The sequence below is a fragment of the Arthrobacter sp. SDTb3-6 genome (genome assembly GCF_013376095.1).
Lineage (GTDB): Bacteria > Actinomycetota > Actinomycetes > Actinomycetales > Micrococcaceae > Specibacter.
On sequence record NZ_JAAMFN010000012.1, the window covers coordinates 44,212 to 61,491 of the forward strand.

At 68.0% G+C, this 17,280-nt stretch carries 13 protein-coding genes; 6 read left to right on the forward strand and 7 right to left on the reverse strand.

Annotated features, from left to right (window positions below; genetic code table 11):
• Positions 1–151 precede the first annotated feature (151 nt).
• Complete coding sequence (locus G6035_RS07920) at positions 152–1,204, reverse strand: 3-isopropylmalate dehydrogenase (protein WP_176616539.1); 1,053 nt, start codon at positions 1,202–1,204, stop codon at positions 152–154.
• A 152-nt stretch (positions 1,205–1,356) separates the two neighbouring features.
• Here G6035_RS07920 and G6035_RS07925 point away from each other — a divergent pair, with 152 nt between their 5' ends.
• The 6 genes from G6035_RS07925 to G6035_RS07950 all read left to right on the forward strand — a co-directional run bounded on the left by G6035_RS07925 (position 1,357) and on the right by G6035_RS07950 (position 8,055).
• A complete protein-coding gene (locus G6035_RS07925; protein WP_176616579.1) occupies positions 1,357–2,613 on the forward strand; it encodes a sensor histidine kinase in 1,257 nt (418 codons plus the stop codon).
• Positions 2,614–3,318, forward strand: coding sequence for a response regulator transcription factor (locus G6035_RS07930; protein ID WP_176616540.1), 705 nt, complete (start codon positions 2,614–2,616; stop codon positions 3,316–3,318).
• 236 nt (positions 3,319–3,554) lie between these two features.
• Positions 3,555–4,307 (forward strand): ABC transporter ATP-binding protein, encoded by a 753-nt coding sequence (locus G6035_RS07935; RefSeq protein WP_176616541.1) that lies wholly within the window; start codon positions 3,555–3,557, stop codon positions 4,305–4,307.
• 3 nt (positions 4,308–4,310) lie between these two features.
• The gene (locus G6035_RS07940; RefSeq protein ID WP_176616542.1) at positions 4,311–6,902 is read left to right on the forward strand and encodes an ABC transporter permease; all 2,592 of its coding nucleotides are present in this window, start codon (positions 4,311–4,313) and stop codon (positions 6,900–6,902) included.
• A 243-nt stretch (positions 6,903–7,145) separates the two neighbouring features.
• Positions 7,146–7,727: a hypothetical protein gene (locus G6035_RS07945; protein ID WP_176616543.1), complete on the forward strand. Its 582-nt coding sequence runs from the start codon at positions 7,146–7,148 to the stop codon at positions 7,725–7,727.
• Positions 7,681–8,055 carry a hypothetical protein gene (locus tag G6035_RS07950; protein WP_176616544.1) on the forward strand — a complete coding sequence of 125 codons (375 nt, stop codon included), beginning with the start codon at positions 7,681–7,683 and terminating at the stop codon, positions 8,053–8,055. The genes G6035_RS07945 and G6035_RS07950 overlap by 47 nt, the downstream gene beginning before the upstream one ends.
• 29 nt (positions 8,056–8,084) lie before the next feature.
• Here G6035_RS07950 and metG read toward each other — a convergent pair whose 3' ends face one another.
• The 6 genes from metG to ilvD form a co-directional block, all read right to left on the reverse strand.
• A complete protein-coding gene (metG, locus tag G6035_RS07955) occupies positions 8,085–9,659 on the reverse strand; it encodes a methionine--tRNA ligase (RefSeq protein WP_176616545.1) in 1,575 nt (524 codons plus the stop codon).
• A gap of 139 nt (positions 9,660–9,798) precedes the next feature.
• A complete protein-coding gene (serA, locus tag G6035_RS07960) occupies positions 9,799–11,394 on the reverse strand; it encodes a phosphoglycerate dehydrogenase (protein WP_176616546.1) in 1,596 nt (531 codons plus the stop codon).
• A gap of 177 nt (positions 11,395–11,571) precedes the next feature.
• Positions 11,572–12,597 carry a ketol-acid reductoisomerase gene (gene ilvC, locus G6035_RS07965; protein ID WP_176616547.1) on the reverse strand — a complete coding sequence of 342 codons (1,026 nt, stop codon included), beginning with the start codon at positions 12,595–12,597 and terminating at the stop codon, positions 11,572–11,574.
• A 96-nt stretch (positions 12,598–12,693) separates the two neighbouring features.
• A complete protein-coding gene (gene ilvN, locus G6035_RS07970; protein WP_176616548.1) occupies positions 12,694–13,206 on the reverse strand; it encodes an acetolactate synthase small subunit in 513 nt (170 codons plus the stop codon).
• A gap of 2 nt (positions 13,207–13,208) precedes the next feature.
• Positions 13,209–15,098: an acetolactate synthase large subunit gene (locus G6035_RS07975; protein ID WP_176616549.1), complete on the reverse strand. Its 1,890-nt coding sequence runs from the start codon at positions 15,096–15,098 to the stop codon at positions 13,209–13,211.
• A gap of 334 nt (positions 15,099–15,432) precedes the next feature.
• A complete protein-coding gene (ilvD, locus tag G6035_RS07980) occupies positions 15,433–17,172 on the reverse strand; it encodes a dihydroxy-acid dehydratase (protein ID WP_176616550.1) in 1,740 nt (579 codons plus the stop codon).
• Positions 17,173–17,280: the final 108 nt, after the last annotated feature.

Consider the following 17,280-nt stretch of genomic DNA (forward strand, 5'->3'; position numbering starts at 1 on the left):
GGTTGTGCCCGCCGTCGGTGATTCCAGCCTGGGCGGCGTTGGTGCCGAAAAATGCGTGTTCCTGCGCCGACTTTTTCAGTTACGGTGCATTCACTCTAGGTGTTAAGCGTACCCCTGCCCGTCCGGCGCGGCGTCCGCCGGCACGACGCCGTCAGACGGCCTGGGCGATGGCGTCGCCGATGGCGCCGGTGGTGCGGGGGGACGCCGGGTTGCGTGTGGCAATGTCCGCCGCGACGGCCGCCTCGATGCGCCCGGCGGCGGCCTGGTGTCCGAGGTGGTGCAGCAGCAGCGCCGCGGAGAGGATGGCTGCCGTCGGATCCGCCTTCTGCCGGCCGGCAATGTCCGGGGCGGAACCGTGGACCGGCTCAAACATGGACGGCGCGGTGCGGTCCATGTTGAGGTTTCCGGAGGCGGCCAGGCCGATCCCGCCGCTGACCGCGGCGGCGAGGTCGGTGATGATGTCGCCAAAGAGGTTGTCGGTGACAATGACGTCAAAGCGGGCGGGGTCGGTGACCAGGAAGATCATGGCCGCGTCAACGTGCAGGTAGTCGACGGTGACGTCGGGGAACTCCGCGGCGACGGCCTCCACGGTGCGCTTCCACAGGTGCCCGGCGTGGACCAGCACGTTGTGCTTGTGCACGTACGTGAGCCTCTTGCGGGGGCGTTCGCTGGCGCGGCGGAAGCCGTCGCGCACCACGCGCTCCACGCCGTAGGCGGTGTTGACGGAGACCTCGGTGGCAACCTCGTGCGCGGTGCCCTTCCGGAGCGAGCCGCCGTTGCCGACGTAGGGCCCCTCCGTGCCTTCGCGGACCACCACGAAGTCGATGGCGCCGGGGTCCGCCAACGGCGAGGCCACGCCGTCGTACAGGCGCGACGGGCGCAGGTTCACATAGTGGTCCAGGCTGAAGCGCAGCTTGAGCAGCATCTCGCGCTCGATCAGCCCGGAGGGGATGGACGTGTCGCCGGGGGCCGCTCCGACCGCGCCAAAGAGGATCGCGTCGTGGCCGCGCAGGGCGTCAATGGTTTCCTCCGGCAGCGTCTCGCCGGTGGCCAGCCAGTGCTCGGCGCCGAGCTTGTACTCGGTCAGCTTAAGCCCCACACCCTCGGCGGCCGTGACCTTTTTCAGGACCTTGACGGCCTCCGCGGTGACCTCCGGGCCGATGCCGTCGCCGCCAATAACTGCAATGTCAATTGATGCGCTCATGGCTCCAGACTAGCGAAACCATCCACATGATGGGCAAGCGGTCCCACATTATGAGACACCAGCCGGGGCCGCCGGGTCCATCGGCGTGGCCCGGCTCCACCCCTGGCAGGACGCCGGACAGCCGCCGCCCGCCTACAGTGGAAGGCGTGATCATGCATTCCGTCTACGACTGGTTCCGCCGGCACCGGTTCGCCGTGGACCTCGTCTCCATGGCCGTGCTGTGGTTCGTGGCCATGCCGCTGGGGATGGCCCGTCCGGGCGCCGGCCCGGGCATGGCCCACCTCACGGCGACCGTCGTCTTCGGCACCGCGCTGGTCGTTCCGCTGGCCTGGCGGCGCACCCGCACCCTCGCCGCCGGCGCGTTCGTTGCCGCCGCGGCCATCCTGCAGTGGGCGCTGGCGGTGCAGCCCATGCCCGCAGACATTGCGGTGCCGATCGTGCTGTACGCCCTGGCGGCCTTCGCCCCGCGCTGGGCGAGCCTGGGCGGGCTGGCATTGGCAATGCTGGGCGCCATCTTGCTGGTCACCCGCTTTTTCGCCAACCTCACCTCGTCCTCCTTGGCCTCGATGCCCTATGGCGCCGTGCTGGTCCTGGGCATCTGGGTGCTCGTCCTGTTCAGCTGGACAGCCGGGGACCTGACCCGGACCAAACGGCTGCGGGAACAGGCACTGGAGGACCGCGCGCACCGCCTGGAGATCGAGGCCCAGCAGGAACGCGAACTGGCCACCGGCGACGAACGCGCCCGCATCGCCCGCGAGATGCACGACATCGTGGCCCATTCCCTCTCCGTCATCATCACCCAGGCCGACGGCGCCCTGTACGCCGCCGCAGCCCATCCTGAGGCCGCGCCCGCCGCACTCGCCACCATCGCCGGGACGGGACGGTCCTCGCTGCAGGAAATGCGGCGCCTGCTGGGCGTGCTGCGCGGGGGCGCTGACGCCTCCATGCGGCCCCTGCCCGGCCTGTCGGAACTCGATGAACTGCTGCTCGGTGTCCGCGCCGCCGGCCTGGCGGTCTCCTCAGAGACCACCGGATCGGCGCGCCGCACGCTGCCGGCGGGGGCCGAGCTCACCGCCTACCGGGTGGTCCAGGAGGGCCTGACCAACGTCATGAAGCACGCCGGGCCCAACGTCCAGGCGGCAGTGGCGCTCCACTGGGGCGCCCGCGGCCTGGATGTGTCGGTGCGGGACAACGGGAGGGGTGCCTCGGCGTCGTTGGCGGACACGGGAGGCGCGCACGACGCCGGCACCTCCCTCCCAGCCCTGCCCGCCTCCCCGCGGTCCCCGGGCGGCAACGGACTGCGCGGAATGGGCGAACGTGTGAAACTGTACGACGGGACGCTGGAGGCCAAGCCGCTCGCTGGCGGCGGCTTCGGCATTGCCGCATTCATTCCCTATTCGGAGGCTTAAATGACACATCCGCCCATCCGCGTGGCGCTGGTGGACGACCAGCTGTTGATCCGCTCCGGACTCGGCATGCTCATCAATTCCCAGCCGGACCTTTCCGCGGTGGTGGAGGCCGGCAACGGCGTCGAGGCCCTGGCCGCGCTGTCCGCGACGGCCGCCGATGTGGTCCTCATGGACGTCAGGATGCCCGGCATGGACGGGATCGAGACCACCCGGCGGCTGGTGGAGCGGGTCAAGGCCGCACCCGCCGGATCGTGGCTTTCCGGGCTGAAGATCGTGGTGCTGACCACCTTCGACCTGGACGAATACGCATTGGCCGCCATCCAGGCCGGGGCCAGCGGCTTCCTGCTGAAGGACGCCCCGCCGGAAGAACTGCTCGGTGCCATCCGTACCGTCTACCGCGGCGACGCCGTGATCGCCCCGTCCACCACCCGGCGGCTCCTGGACCACGTGGCGCCCCTGCTGGCGGCGCCGAGCCCGGCCAACGACGCGCACGCCGCCGCCGTGGCGGGGCTGACGGCGCGGGAGCACGAGGTGTTTGTGCTGATCGCCCAGGGGCTGTCCAACCCGGAAATCGCCGGACAGCTTTTTGTCTCCGAGGCCACCGTCAAGACCCATGTGGGGCACATCCTGGCAAAACTGAACGCCCGCGACCGCGTCCAGGTGGTGGTCATCGCCTACGAGACAGGCATAGTGTCCCCCGGCTGACCCCACCCACCCACCAACGCTCGGTTGCAATCGGGGCGTTTTTGCCCAACGCTCCCGCACCCAGTGAGGGAGCGTTGGCCGTTTTTGCCCCGATTGCAACCGAGCGTCGCAGGGAGGCAGGCCCGGGGTGCCGCGGGCGGGTCATCCCTTGGGAGGAGGTGGCGGGGGCGAACATGCCTGCGATCTCCACCCGCGCTCCGATCCGCCGCCACCCCAGGCGGAAATAGGCTGGAGCCATGACGATCACTACCGAACAAAACCGGCGGACCCTGGCGGTCCAGGCCCGCGGGCTGCGCAAGACCTACGGCAAGGGCGAGACCGAGGTGGCGGCGCTCAAGGGCGTTGACCTGGACTTCCCGGCGGGCCGGTTCACCGCCATCATGGGCCCCTCCGGCTCCGGCAAGTCCACGCTCATGCACTGCCTGGCCGGGCTCGACTCCGTCACGGCAGGCACCATCCACCTCGGCGAGACGGAACTCACGGCGCTCAACGACAAGGCGCTGACGCAACTGCGCCGGGACAGGATCGGCTTCGTGTTCCAGGCCTTCAACCTGGTCCCCACGCTCACCGCGGAAGCCAACATCACCCTGCCCGTGGCGCTCGCCGGCGGCAAGGTGGACAAGGAATGGTTCACCTCCGTCACCTCCACGCTGGGCCTCACCGACCGGCTGGCGCACAAGCCGCACGAGCTCTCCGGCGGCCAGCAGCAGCGTGTCGCCGTGGCCCGCGCCCTGCTCACCCGCCCCGACGTCATTTTCGGCGACGAGCCCACCGGCAACCTCGACTCCCGCTCCGGCGCCGAGGTGCTGGGCATGCTGCGCCGCTCTTCCCGCGAGATGGGCCAGTCCATCATCATGGTCACGCACGACCCCGTCGCCGCCTCCTACGCCGACCGCGTGGTGTTGATGAACGACGGCGCCCTGGTGGGCGAGCTGGAGAACCCCACGGCCGAGACCGTGCTTGCCTCCCTCGCATCCCTGGGGGCATAGGACATGCTGCAGGTAGCCTTTAGCCAGCTCAAGACCCATTCACGGCGGTTCATCGCCATCATGCTGGCCGTGCTGCTGGCCGTCGCCTTTCTCTCCGCCACGCTCATGGTAAACTCCTCCGCCACGGCCTCCCTGACCGCGAGCCTGGGACAGTCCTACGCCAAGGCGGACCTGGTCGCCTCCGCCACCGCCTCCGTGCCGCTGACCGCCGCGTCCGCCGCAGCAGCCGCCCGCACGCCCGGCGTCGCCGCCAGCTACCCGCTCCGCCAGGAGATGGTGCCGGTCTCGGCCGGCACCGCCACGCTGGCGGGCGTGCTGCGCAACCTCCCCGCCTCCCCTGCCCTGGAGCCCCTGGCGCTGGTCAGCGGCTCATGGCCGACGGCGGCCGGCCAGGTCACGGTCGACGCCAAGACCGCAGCGGCCCGCCACCTGGCCGTGGGCAGCACCGTGACCCTGGGCGGAACCCCCGTCGCGGCGGCCCACCAGGAAGGCCGCCTGAAGGCCGAGGCCCGAGCGTCCGGTTCCGGCGTCTCCGGTTCCGGCACGTCCGGGGCAGCCCGTTCCGCCGAGCCGGACTCCGCCCTGCCCGCCGCCTCGCACGCGGTGAAGGCGACCGTCACCGGGGTCATGGCGGCCTCCGCCGATCCCCAGCTCTCCGGCCTGGCGCAGTTTGCGGCCACGGCCGCCACCCTGGACGCCGTATCCGGCCCCGACACCCACTACACGACCATTGCGGTCAAGCTGGTGCCGGGCACCAACACGGCCACTGCCACCACCGCGCTGGAGCAGGCGCTGAGGCTGCCGGCCGGCCAGGTGGTCACCCCGCAGGAGCTCACCACGGCCACCGTCAAGTCCTTCACGGGCGGGACCGACCACCTCACGATCGTGCTGCTCGCCTTTGCCGCCGTCGCCCTGCTGGTCTCCGGCCTGGTGGTTTCCAACACCTTCTCCGTCCTCGTCGCCCAGCGCACCCGCGAGCTGGCGCTGCTGCGCTGCGTGGGCGCAAGCCGGAAGCAGGTTCGCTCCTCCGTCATCCTCGAGGCCCTCGTGGTGGGCCTGGCAGCATCGGTGCTCGGCGTGCTGGCCGCGGTGGGGACCATGGCCGTCGTCGTCGGCCTGCTGCGCCACAACCCCGACTACGCCTTTGCCACCCTGGGGGTTCCGGCGTCGTCCATCATTGCCGGGTTGGTGGTGGGGACGCTGCTGACGGTGGCGGCCTCGCTGGTCCCCGCCCGCTCGGCCACGCGGGTGGCGCCGCTGGCGGCGCTGCGGCCGGCCGACGACGCCTCCGTCCACAACGCGGCCGGGCGGGTGCGCCTCGGGATCGGCATCGCGCTGATCCTGGTCGGAGGTGCGGGACTGGTGGCCGGCGGGCTCGGTTCCAACCTGCTGCTGGCCGTGCCTGCCGGGGCGGCGTCATTCGTGGGGCTCATCCTGGCGGCGACGCTGTTTGTGCCGCGCCTGGTGTCGATGGCCGGCAGGCTGGCCCGGCCCGCGGGCGTCCCCGGCACCATGGCCTCCGCGAACGCGGTGCGGAATCCGCGCCGGACCACCGCCACGGCCTCCGCACTGCTGATCGGCGTCACGCTCGTGACCATGATGATGACGGGCGCAGCCACCGCGCGGCAGGCCTTCGAATCGCAGCTGGCCGACCATTTCCCCGTCGACATGGCAGCCGCGGCGGTGCCGGGCGCGCCGGCATTCACCGGCGCCGAACTGGCCAAGGCGGCCACCCTCCCCGGCGTTGAGGCCGTGGCCCAGCTGAAGGTGGTGGGCACCGTCACAGCCGGCGGCCGGCAATACCCGGCTTATGGCATCTCCGCCGCGGACGCCGCACGGCTGCTCGGCAACCCGGCGAACCGGCCCGCACCAGGCACCGTGGTGCTGCCCAAGGGCACCAAGGCTGCGGGCGCATCGCTGGTGGACGGCAAAACGACCACCCGGCTCACGGTGCACACTTCCACCACCGGCGGGATCGCCGCACTGGTCCCGCTCAGCGACTTCCCCGCCGCGGCCGCCGGCAGCCCTGTACTGGCCGGCGCTGCCGACCAGGTATGGATCAAGGTGTCCCCCTCACTGGACGGGACCGCCATCACGGCCCTGCGCGCGGACATCGCCTCGGCGTTGCACGTTGACGAAAACCAGGTGGACGGGGCCGTGCTCGAGAAGGTCATGTTCAACCAGGTCATCAACACGCTGCTGCTGGTGGTGACCGGCCTGCTGGCCGTGGCGATTGTCATCGCCCTCATCGGGGTAGCCAACACGCTGTCGCTGTCAGTGCTGGAACGGACCCGCGAGAACTCGCTGCTGCGGGCGCTGGGCCTGACCCGGGGCCAGCTTCGCGGCATGTTGGCGCTGGAGGCGGTGCTCATTGCCGGGGTGGCCGCCGTCATCGGCTCCGTCCTGGGCGTGGTGTACGGCTGGCTCGGGGCGCAGTCCGCCCTGGGCAGCTTCACCACCGTGGTGCCGGTGGTTCCATGGGCCCAGGTGTTGCTGGTGGTGGCCGTGGCCGCCGCCGCGGGGCTGCTGGCCTCGGTGGTTCCGGCCCGCCGCGCGGCCCGGCTCTCCCCCGTCGAAGGCCTGGCCGTGGACTGACGCGGGCGGCGGGGGTGCCCGCGGCCGCCTGTCACCGCGGCAATTACTGCAGCTGGACCAAATTTCAGCTGGTGCAGGCGAGCCGAGGGTTATCCACAGATCCCGGATTGCCCCTTTCGTGGCGCAGACCCTGATGACACGCTGGGAGGCATGAACAAACCGCGCCTGATCCTTCCGGCGGATTTGAGACTGGTGGGACAGGACTCCAGGAAGCTCGCCCAGCTAAAGAACAAGGGATAGCCGGTGCGCATCCGTCGGGGCGTCTACACGAAATCCGACGACTGGAACAGTTCCAGTCCGGCGCAGCAATATGGGCTCCGGGCTGCGGCGTTCCAGGCGCTGGCACCGCGCCAACCCGTCCTGTGTCATGCAACCGCAGCACGCCTAGGGGGACTGTGGATTGTCGGACTGCCGTCAAAGCTGCACGTGGTGACGGAGACCGCCACCAGCGGACGCAACAACAACGGGGTCATCCGTCACCTTGGATCGCTGACCAACGGCGTCGTCCAGTGCGGTCCGTTCCTGCCCACCGACAAGCTGACCACCACCGTGGCACTGGTCAAGGGGCTGTCGTTCCCTTTTGCGGTCGCTGTCTGCGACTCCGCCCGGCGATCCCCCGAGGCCGGCCAGGCTGTCAACGAATTCATGGCCGCCGGCTCCGTGCCCGACCTCCATGGGCTGTCACGGGAAACTGACGGTCCACAGGGACAGGCCGTTTCGGTGGACGATCTGCGCGGCCGCCGGCCGTCTCGGCAGCAGGGCTGCCCGCGAACGAACCTTGGCGGTCATCAACTTCGCCTCGGACCTGTCCGGGTCTGCAGGTGAATCCATCAGTCGCGCCAAGATGTTCCAATTCGGATTTCCCGCACCAGTGCTCCAACAGCCGTTTGTCCTGCGTGACCGCAGAAAGGCAAAAGTCGACTTTTGGTTTGAGGAACAACGGGTCGTCGGCGAATTCGAAGGCAAGGGCAAGTATCTCCGCGCCGACGGGGGTGCAGGCCTGTCCATCCAGCAACGGGTGATGAAGGAAAAGGCCCGTGAGGACCAGATCCGCGCCCAGGGCGTCGGGTTTGTCCGTTGGGAATGGGACGAAATGATGAACCGTCAGCAGTTCATCCACTTGTTGCGCCGAGCCGGGCTGCCCCGGAAATGACGTGCCACGGCAATTCCGGGTGGCGGACACTAGGCCTCGGCCGGCTCCTCGTACTTCGGGAAGACCGGCGCCGGGGCGGGCAGGACGGTACCGGGCACCAAGGGCACGGAAATGGCAGCAAACTGGCGGACGGCGTCGTCCGGGGCAGTGCCCTGGCCCAACATGTCCAGCAGCTTCGCGGCGGCGTCCGGCATGACCGGCTGGACCAGGATCGAGACGATCCGCAGCACCTCCAGGGTCACGTACAGCACGGTTTCCATGCGGGGGACGTCCGTCTTGCGCAGCACCCACGGCGCCTGGTCGGCAAAGTAGGCGTTGGTGTCGCCGAGGACGTGCCAGATCTTCTCCAGTGAGCCGTGGAAGTCCTGCACCCCATACGCGGCGCGGGACTGTTCCAGCAGGGCGCCGGCGGCGGCGAGGATCGCCTCGTCGGCCTCGGTCAAGGCACCGGGCACCGGCACCACACCGCCGCAGTTCTTGGCCACCATGGACAGGGACCGCTGGGCCAGGTTGCCCAGGTTGTTGGCGAGGTCGTGGTTCATGCGGCCCACCACGGCTTCGTGGTTGTAGGAGCCGTCCGCGCCAAACGGGACCTCGCGGAGCAGGAAAAAGCGCACGGCGTCGAGCCCGTACTGGGCCACCCAGTCGGCCGGCGCCACCACGTTGCCCAGCGACTTGGACATCTTCACGCCGTTGTTGTGCAGGAAGCCGTGGATCATGACGCGCTTGGGCAGTTCGATCCCGGCGGACATCAGGAAGGCCGGCCAGTACACGGCATGGAAGCGGGAGATGTCCTTGCCGATGACGTGCACGTCCGCCGGCCAGTACTTCCTGAACGATTCCGATTCCGTGTCCGGGTAGCCGACGCCGGTGAGGTAGTTGGTCAGCGCGTCGACCCACACGTACATGACGTGCTTGTCGTTGCCGGGCACGGGGACGCCCCAGTCGAAGGTGGTGCGGCTGACGGAGAGGTCCTCCAGCCCGCCCTTGACGAAGCTGATGACCTCGTTGAAGCGGGTGCGCGGGGCACCAAAGTCGGGCTGGTCGGCGTACAGGGCCAGCAGCCGGTCCTGGTAGTTGGAGAGGCGGAAGAAGTAGCTTTCCTCCTCCGTCCAGGTCAGCTCGGTGTCGGTGACCTTGGAGTAGCGCTTGCCGTCCCCGCGCAGTTCGGTCTCGTCCTCGCCGTAGTAGGCCTCGTCGCGGACGGAGTACCAGCCCTCATACTTGCCCAGGTAGATGTCCCCGGCCTCTTCCATCTTTTTCCAGATGGCCTGCGACGCCGCATAGTGGTCGGCGTCCGTGGTGCGGATGAAGCGGTCGTAGGTGATGCCCAGCGCCGCGTGCGCCGCCTTGTAGATGGCCGCGTTGCGGTCCACGAGCTCCTTGGGCGTGATGCCCTCCTTCTCGGCCGCCTGCGCAATCTTCATGCCGTGCTCATCCGTGCCGGTCAGGAACATCACGTCAAACCCGTCCAGGCGCTTGAAGCGTGCCATGGCGTCGGTGGCGATGTACTCGTAGGCATGCCCGATGTGCGGGACGCCGTTCGGGTACGTGATGGCGGTGGTGAGGTAGTAAGGCGTCTTGGCCGAGTCAGTAGATGTCACCCTACGAATTTACCGTGAAGCAGCCGGTTTCGCCGCTTCGTGTCCGGCGCCCGGGGCGTTAACGTGCGACGGCGGCACCCGGGTGGGATGTTCGTCCCACCCGGGTGCCGCCGTCGTACGGGTCCCGGCAGGCCCGGCGTCAGTCTTCCAGGTCGACCTCGCGGGCCACGGTGGCGCCGATGCCTTCCTTGATGGCCTCCAGCACGCCCTGGGGGACGGCGCTGTCGACGGTGATGAGGGCCAGGGCCTGGCCGCCTTCGCTGTGGCGGGCCACCTGCATGCCGGCGATGTTGACGTTGTTTTCCCCGAGCAGGCGGCCGAGGGTGCCGACCACGCCCGGGCGGTCCGCGTAGGAGATGACCAGCAGGTGGTCGCTCATCGGGATTTCCAGCTCGTAGCCGTTGATGCCCACGATCTTCTGGACCTGCTTGGGCCCGGTCAGGGTGCCCGCCACGGAGATCTGCGAATCGTCGGAGAGCGCACCGCGGATGGTGAGCACGTTGCGGTAGTCGCCGGATTCCAGCGTGGTGATCAGGCGGGTGTTGATGCCGCGCTGTTCGGCCAGGACGGGGGCGTTGACGTAGGACACCTGCTCGGAGACGACGTCCTTGAACACGCCCTTGAGCGCGGAGAGTTCCAGGGCCTTGACGTCCAGGGCGGCAATTTCGCCGGCCACCTCGACGTCGATCTGGGTCACGGAGGCGTGGGTCAGGGCGGTGAAGATCCGGCCCAGCTTCTCGATCAGCGGGATGCCCGGGCGGACGTCGGCGGCGATGACGCCCCCGGCGACGTTGACGGCGTCGGGCACCAGTTCCCCGGCCAGGGCCAGGCGCACGGACTTGGCCACGGAGACGCCGGCCTTTTCCTGGGCTTCGCCGGTGGAGGCGCCCAGGTGCGGGGTGACAATGACGTTGTCCAGGCCCAGGAAGTCGACGTCCGTGGCAGGTTCCTTGACGAAGACGTCAATGCCGGCACCGGCAATTTCGCCGTCGCGCAGGGCGATGTTGAGCGCGGCCTCGTCCACCAGGCCGCCGCGGGCGACGTTGATGACGTAGGCGCTCTTCTTCATCTTCGCGAACGCCTCGGTGCCGATCATGCCCAGCGTCTCCGGCGTGCGGGGCATGTGGATCGTGACGAAGTCGGACTGCTCCAGCAGCTCGTCCAGGCCCATCAGCTGCACGCCGAGGCTGGCGGCGCGGGCGGAGGTCACATAGGGGTCGTAGGCAATGATCTCCATGCCGAAGGCCTTGGCACGTTCGGTGATCAGGGCGCCGATGCGGCCCAGGCCGATGATGCCCAGCTTCTTCTCCAGCAGTTCCGTGCCGGTGTACTTGGAGCGCTTCCACTCGCCGTTCTTCAGGGCGGTGCTGGCGGCCGGGATGTGGCGGGCCAGGGAGAGGATGTGGCCGATGGTCAGTTCGGCGGCGGAGACGATGTTCGACGTCGGCGCATTCACCACCATGACCCCGGCCTGCGTTGCGGCCTTGATGTCCACGTTGTCCAGCCCCACACCGGCACGGGCAATGACCTTCAGCTTCTTGGCGGCCGCAATGGCCTCGGCGTCGACCTGGGTTGCGGAGCGGACCAGGATGGCGTCCACGTCCTCAATGGCGGTGAGCAGCTGGGACCGGTCGGACCCGTCCGTCTGGCGGATTTCAAAGTCGGGGCCCAGTGCCTCGACCGTGGCGGGTGAAAGTTCCTCTGCGAGGAGTACGACTGGCTTGGTGGCGCTCACCTGTGACCTCTTTAGCTCTCGGGTATGTTCTGGTGGGGATTTTGGTGGCTGGTTTTTTGCGAAGCGAATCAACAAAAAAGCCGGACTCCAGTTTATGGGAGTCCGGCTTCCTTGGCCGTAACATTCGGCGGTGGCGGCGACGCAAGCGATGCACGTCACACGCCCGGAGGATGCGTGTCAGCGGGCGACGGAACCTTCGGTGTAGTCGTCCGCGGACTTGATCCAGGAGAACAGCTTGCGCAGCTCGCGGCCGGTGGCCTCGATCGGGTGGTCCTCACCCTTCTTGCGCAGCGCCTTGAACTCGGGGGCGCCGGCGTCCTGGTCGTCGATGAAGCGCTTGGCGAAGGCGCCGTTCTGGATGTCCGCCAGGACCGCCTTCATGTTTTCCTTCACGTCGGGGGTAATGACGCGCGGGCCGGAGACGTAGTCGCCGTACTCTGCGGTGTCGGAAACGCTCCAGCGCTGCTTGGCGATGCCGCCCTCAACCATCAGGTCAACGATGAGCTTGAGCTCGTGCAGCACCTCGAAGTAGGCGATTTCGGGCTTGTAGCCGGCCTCGGTAAGGGTCTCGAAACCGTACTGCACCAACTGGGAGGCGCCGCCGCAGAGAACTGCCTGCTCGCCGAACAGGTCGGTTTCGGTCTCTTCGGTGAAGGTGGTCTCGATGACGCCGGCGCGGGTTCCGCCGATGCCCTTGGCGTAGGACAGCGCCAGTTCGCGGGCCTTGCCGGACGGGTTCTGCTCGACGGCGATCAGGTCCGGCACGCCGCGGCCTGCCTCGAACTCGCGGCGCACAATGTGGCCCGGGCCCTTGGGTGCGACCATGGCGACGTCGACGTCGGCCGGCGGCTGGATGTAGCCGTAGCGGATGTTGAAGCCGTGGCCGAAGAAGAGTGCGTCGCCGGCGTTCAGGTTCGGGGCGATCTCCTCGGCGTACACGAAGCGCTGTACCTGATCCGGGGTCAGGATCATGATCAGGTCCGCTTCCTTGACGGCGTCGGCAACGCTGAGGACGCGCAGGCCCTCGGCCTCGGCCTTGGCGCGGGACTTGGAGCCTTCCTTGAGGCCGACGCGCACGTCGACGCCGGAATCGCGCAGGCTCAGTGCGTGTGCGTGGCCCTGGCTGCCGTAGCCAATGACGGCGACCTTGCGACCCTGGATGATGGAGAGGTCTGCGTCGTCGTCGTAGAACATGTCGGTCACTGTGTAACTCCTTGAATAATTGTTGGGTGCTGCTGTGTTTTCACTACGTTTGCGTGGCGGCCGCGGACGGCCGCCGGTGCGCTGGGAAGCGCTGCGCTAGGAGGCGCGAAGTGCCCGGTCGCTCATGGAACGGGATCCCCGTCCGATGGCCAAGGTGCCGGATTGCACAATCTCGCGGACGCCGAAGGGCTCGAGCACATTGAGCAGTGCCGTGAGCTTGTCCGGGTGGCCGGTGGCTTCGATGGTGAGCGAGTCGGTGGACACGTCGACGACCGAGGCACGGAAGAGGTCTGCGGCTTGGGTGACCTGCAGCCTCGTGGCGGCATCCGCACGTACCTTGACCAGGATGTGGTCCCGTTGCACGGAGTTCTCTGAAACGAGTTCAACAATCTTGATGACGTTGACCAGTTTATTCAGCTGTTTGGTGACTTGTTCAATCAGGTCCCCGTCGGCGTCGACCACGACGGTCATCCGGGACACCCCGGAGACCTCGGTGGGACCGACGGCCAGGGAATTGATGTTGAAGGCGCGGCGGGCGAACATGCTGGCCACGCGGGTCAGGACGCCGGGCTTGTCCTCAACCAGGACGGAAAGGGTATGGCGTGTCATGTCTAGTCCTCTTCTTCCCACACCGGGGTCATGTTGCGGGCCACCTGGATCTGGTCGTTGCTGACGCCTGAGGGGACCATTGGCCACACCATGGAGTCGGGGCTGACCACGAAGTCAATGACGACGGGGCGGTCGTTGATGGCGAGCGCCTTTTCAATCGTCGCGTCAATGTCCTCGACCCGTTCGCAGCGCAGGCCCACACAGCCGTAGGCGTCGGCGAGCTTGACGAAGTCCGGCACGCGCATGGAGTCATGGCCCGTGTTCAGGTCGGTGTTGGAGTAGCGGCTGTTGTAAAACAGGGTCTGCCACTGGCGCACCATGCCGAGCGAGGAGTTGTTGATGACGGCAACCTTGATCGCAATGTTGTTGATCCGGCAGGTGGCCAGTTCCTGGTTGGTCATCTGGAAGCAGCCGTCGCCGTCAATGGCCCAGACCACGCGGTCCGGGTTGCCGACCTTGGCGCCCATGGCTGCGGGCACCGAATACCCCATGGTGCCGGCGCCGCCGGAGTTCAGCCAGGAATGCGGGCGCTCGTACTTGATGAACTGTGCGGCCCACATCTGGTGCTGCCCGACGCCGGCCACGTACACGCCCTCCGGGCCCGTCAGCGCGCCGATGCGGGAGATGACCCGCTGCGGGGACATGAGGCCGTCCTCCGGTTCGGTCCAGCCCAGCGGGTAGGTCTCGCGCAGGTTTCCCAAAAACGCCCACCAGTCGCTGAGGTCCGGGGTTCCGCCGGCCTCAAACTCGGCCTTCACCGCGGCGGTGAGGTCCGGGATGATCTCCTTGACCGAGCCCACGATCGGGACATCGGCCGTGCGGTTCTTGGAGATTTCCGCCGGGTCGATGTCTGCGTGGATCACCTTGGCATGCGGGGCGAAGCTGCTCAGCACGCCGGTAACGCGGTCGTCAAAACGGGCGCCCAGGGTGATCAGCAGGTCCGACTGCTGCAGCGCCGTCACGGCCGAGACGGATCCGTGCATGCCCGGCATGCCCACGTGCAGGGGGTGCGAGTCCGGGAACGCGCCCCGGGCCATCAGGGTGGTGGCCACGGGCGCACCGGTCAGCTCGGCCAGCTCCATGAGTTCCTTGGCGGCGTGCGCCTTGATGACGCCACCGCCCACGTACAACACCGGCTTCCTGGCCTCGCGGATCAGCTTGGCGGCCTCGCGCAGCTGCTTGGAGTGGCCGCGGAACACGGGCCGGTACCCGGGCAGGTCGATGACCGGCGGCCAGGAGAACGTCATCTGGCCCTGCTGGGCGTCCTTGGAGACGTCCACCAGGACGGGGCCGGGCCGGCCGGTGGAGGCGAGGTGGAACGCCTCCGCCAGGATGCGCGGAATGTCCTGGGCGTCGGTGACGAGGTAGGAGTGCTTGGTCACCGGCATGGTGATCCCGACGATGTCGGCTTCCTGGAAGGCGTCCGTGCCGATCACGGAGCTGGAGACCTGGCCGGTGATGGCCACGAGCGGCACCGAGTCCATGTGGGCGTCCATGATGGGTGTGACCAGGTTCGTGGCGCCCGGACCGGAGGTCGCGATGCACACGCCGACCTGGCCGGTGACCATGGCGTAGCCCTGGGCCGCGTGCCCGGCACCTTGTTCATGGCGGACCAGGACATGGTTGAGGGAGGAGGCCATGAGGGGGTCATAGGTGGGCAGGATGGCTCCGCCGGGAAGCCCGAAGACGTCCTTGACGCCCAGCTCTTCAAGTGAACGGACAAGTGCCTCGGAGCCGGTCATTTGTACGGGCGCCACAACGTTGTTGGGGCCGACGACGGCGGTGGCCGGGCTGGCCGGGCTGACTGCTCCTGAGCTGCTTCCTGCCGTGGCACCATGTCCGTGGGACTTGGTGGCCATCAGCGCAGGGCTGGCGGGCTTTCCTTTACTCATCGGTTCTTCCTTTGCGGAACTCGTGTTCTTGGTACTTCCATGGCTTGCGTTTCGGGTCGCTTACGCAGTGTTACGAGTTGCCATACTGTGGTGGAAACAAAAAAACCCCTCAGCCGTCAGGCTCTCATCGAGGGGTTTGCACGTGTTGCGACGTTCTCTTCACTGGTTTGTCAGAGGGTCATGGCCTTATGGTGTGGCCATTTTGCGTCACGCGCTAGCTAATGACGACTACGAGCAACATGTTCATGTCTGTAGTCTTTCCTTTTGCCGCCGGAGGTGTCAAACAGCATACCCCGTGATTCCAGCATGTGGACGCATGGTCCACTCTGTGGAATCACCCGCAGTAGGCGCCGGTGGAGGCGCTGTTGACAAGCTTCGCATACTTGGCCAGCACGCCCGTGGTGAACTTGGCCGGCAGCGGCCGCCACCCCACCTTGCGTCCCTCCAGTTCGACGGGCTCCACCAGGAGGTCGAACGACCGGGCGGCGATGTCCACGCGGATCCTGTCGCCGTCGCGCACAAAGGCGATGGGTCCGCCGTCGGCCGCTTCCGGGGCCACGTGGCCGATGCACAGCCCGGTGGTGCCGCCGGAAAAGCGCCCGTCCGTCAGCAGCAGCACCTCCTTGCCGAGCCCGGCTCCCTTGATGGCGCCGGTGATGGCGAGCATCTCGCGCATGCCCGGGCCGCCCTTGGGGCCTTCGTAACGGATGACGACGACGTCCCCGGCCTGGATTTCGCCGCTGTCCAGCGCGTCCAGGGCGCCCTGCTCGCGTTCAAACACGCGGGCGGTTCCCTCGAACACATCCAGGTCAAAGCCGGCGCTCTTGACAACGGCGCCTTCCGGGGCGAGCGAGCCGTGCAGGATGGTGATGCCGCCGGTCTTGTGGATGGGGTTGTCCAGGGCGCGCAGCACCTTGCCGTCGGGGTCCGGCGGGTTGATGTCGGCAAGGTTTTCCGCCACCGTCCTGCCCGTGACGGTGAGGGCGTCGCCGTGGAGGAGCCCGGCGTCGAGCAGTGCCTTCATGATGACCGGGACGCCGCCGATCCTGTCGACGTCGAACATGACGTAGCGGCCAAAGGGCTTCAGGTCGCCCAGGTGCGGGATCCTGTCGCCGATGCGGTTGAAGTCCTTCAGGGTCAGGTCCACCCTGGCTTCGCGGGCAATGGCGAGCAGGTGCAGGACGGCGTTGGTGGAGCCGCCGAAGGCCATGGTCACGGCGATGGCGTTTTCAAAGGCTTCCTTGGTCATGATGTCGCGGGCACGGATGCCCTTCTCCAGCAGGTGGACCACGGCCTCGCCGGACTTGCGGGCGTACATGTCGCGGCGGCGGTCGGCACTGGGCGGGGCGGCCGAGCCCGGCAGCGACATGCCGAGGGCCTCGCCGATGCAGGCCATGGTGTTGGCCGTGTACATGCCGCCGCACGCGCCTTCGCCGGGGCAGATGGCCCGTTCGATGCTGTCCAGGTCCTTCATGCTCATCCTGCCGGCGGCGCAGGCACCGACCGCCTCGAAGGCGTCAATCAGGGTGACTTCCTTTTCCGTGCCGTCCTCCAGCTTGGCAAAGCCGGGCATGATCGAGCCGGCGTAGAGGAATACGCTGGCCAGGTTCAGGCGGGCCGCGGCCATGAGCATGCCGGGCAGGGACTTGTCGCAGCCGGCCAGGAGCACCGAGCCGTCCAGGCGCTCGGCCATCATGACCGTTTCCACGGAGTCGGCAATGACCTCCCTGGAGACCAGGGAGAAGTGCATGCCCTCGTGGCCCATGGAGATGCCGTCCGAGACGGAGATGGTGCCGAACTGCATGGGGAAGCCATCCGCCGCGAAGACGCCTTCCTTCGCGCCCTGGGCCAGCCGGTTCAGGGACAGGTTGCAGGGGGTGATTTCGTTCCAGGAGCTGGCGACGCCGATCTGGGGCTTGCGGAAGTCGTCGTCGCCCATGCCCACCGCGCGGAACATGCCGCGCGCCGGGGCGGCGTGGATCCCGTCGGTGACGACCCTGCTGCGGGGCTTGATGTCCGGCTTGCCCTCTGCGGTCCGGACAACTTCTTCTGCTGAATTGGCATCCACGCTCATGGGGGCAGTCTATGACGGGGATCACGTCCCGGCCAGCCTTTGCCGCGGGTCGTCCCTCAGGAAGGGCCGGGGAAGGGCAGGGAAGACCGCCGGAAGGGCTCGGGAGGG

Excerpts from the sequence above, each read along its gene's own strand:
- G6035_RS07935 (WP_176616541.1), top strand. The coding sequence starts at position 3,555 with ATGACGATCACTACCGAACAAAACCGGCGGACCCTGGCGGTCCAGGCC.
- G6035_RS07940 (WP_176616542.1), top strand. The coding sequence starts at position 4,311 with ATGCTGCAGGTAGCCTTTAGCCAGCTCAAGACCCATTCACGGCGGTTC.
- ilvD (WP_176616550.1), bottom strand. The coding sequence starts at position 17,172 with ATGAGCGTGGATGCCAATTCAGCAGAAGAAGTTGTCCGGACCGCAGAG.
- G6035_RS07920 (WP_176616539.1), bottom strand. The coding sequence starts at position 1,204 with ATGAGCGCATCAATTGACATTGCAGTTATTGGCGGCGACGGCATCGGC.
- G6035_RS07930 (WP_176616540.1), top strand. The coding sequence starts at position 2,614 with ATGACACATCCGCCCATCCGCGTGGCGCTGGTGGACGACCAGCTGTTG.
- G6035_RS07925 (WP_176616579.1), top strand. The coding sequence starts at position 1,357 with ATGCATTCCGTCTACGACTGGTTCCGCCGGCACCGGTTCGCCGTGGAC.
- G6035_RS07975 (WP_176616549.1), bottom strand. The coding sequence starts at position 15,098 with ATGAGTAAAGGAAAGCCCGCCAGCCCTGCGCTGATGGCCACCAAGTCC.
- ilvN (WP_176616548.1), bottom strand. The coding sequence starts at position 13,206 with ATGACACGCCATACCCTTTCCGTCCTGGTTGAGGACAAGCCCGGCGTC.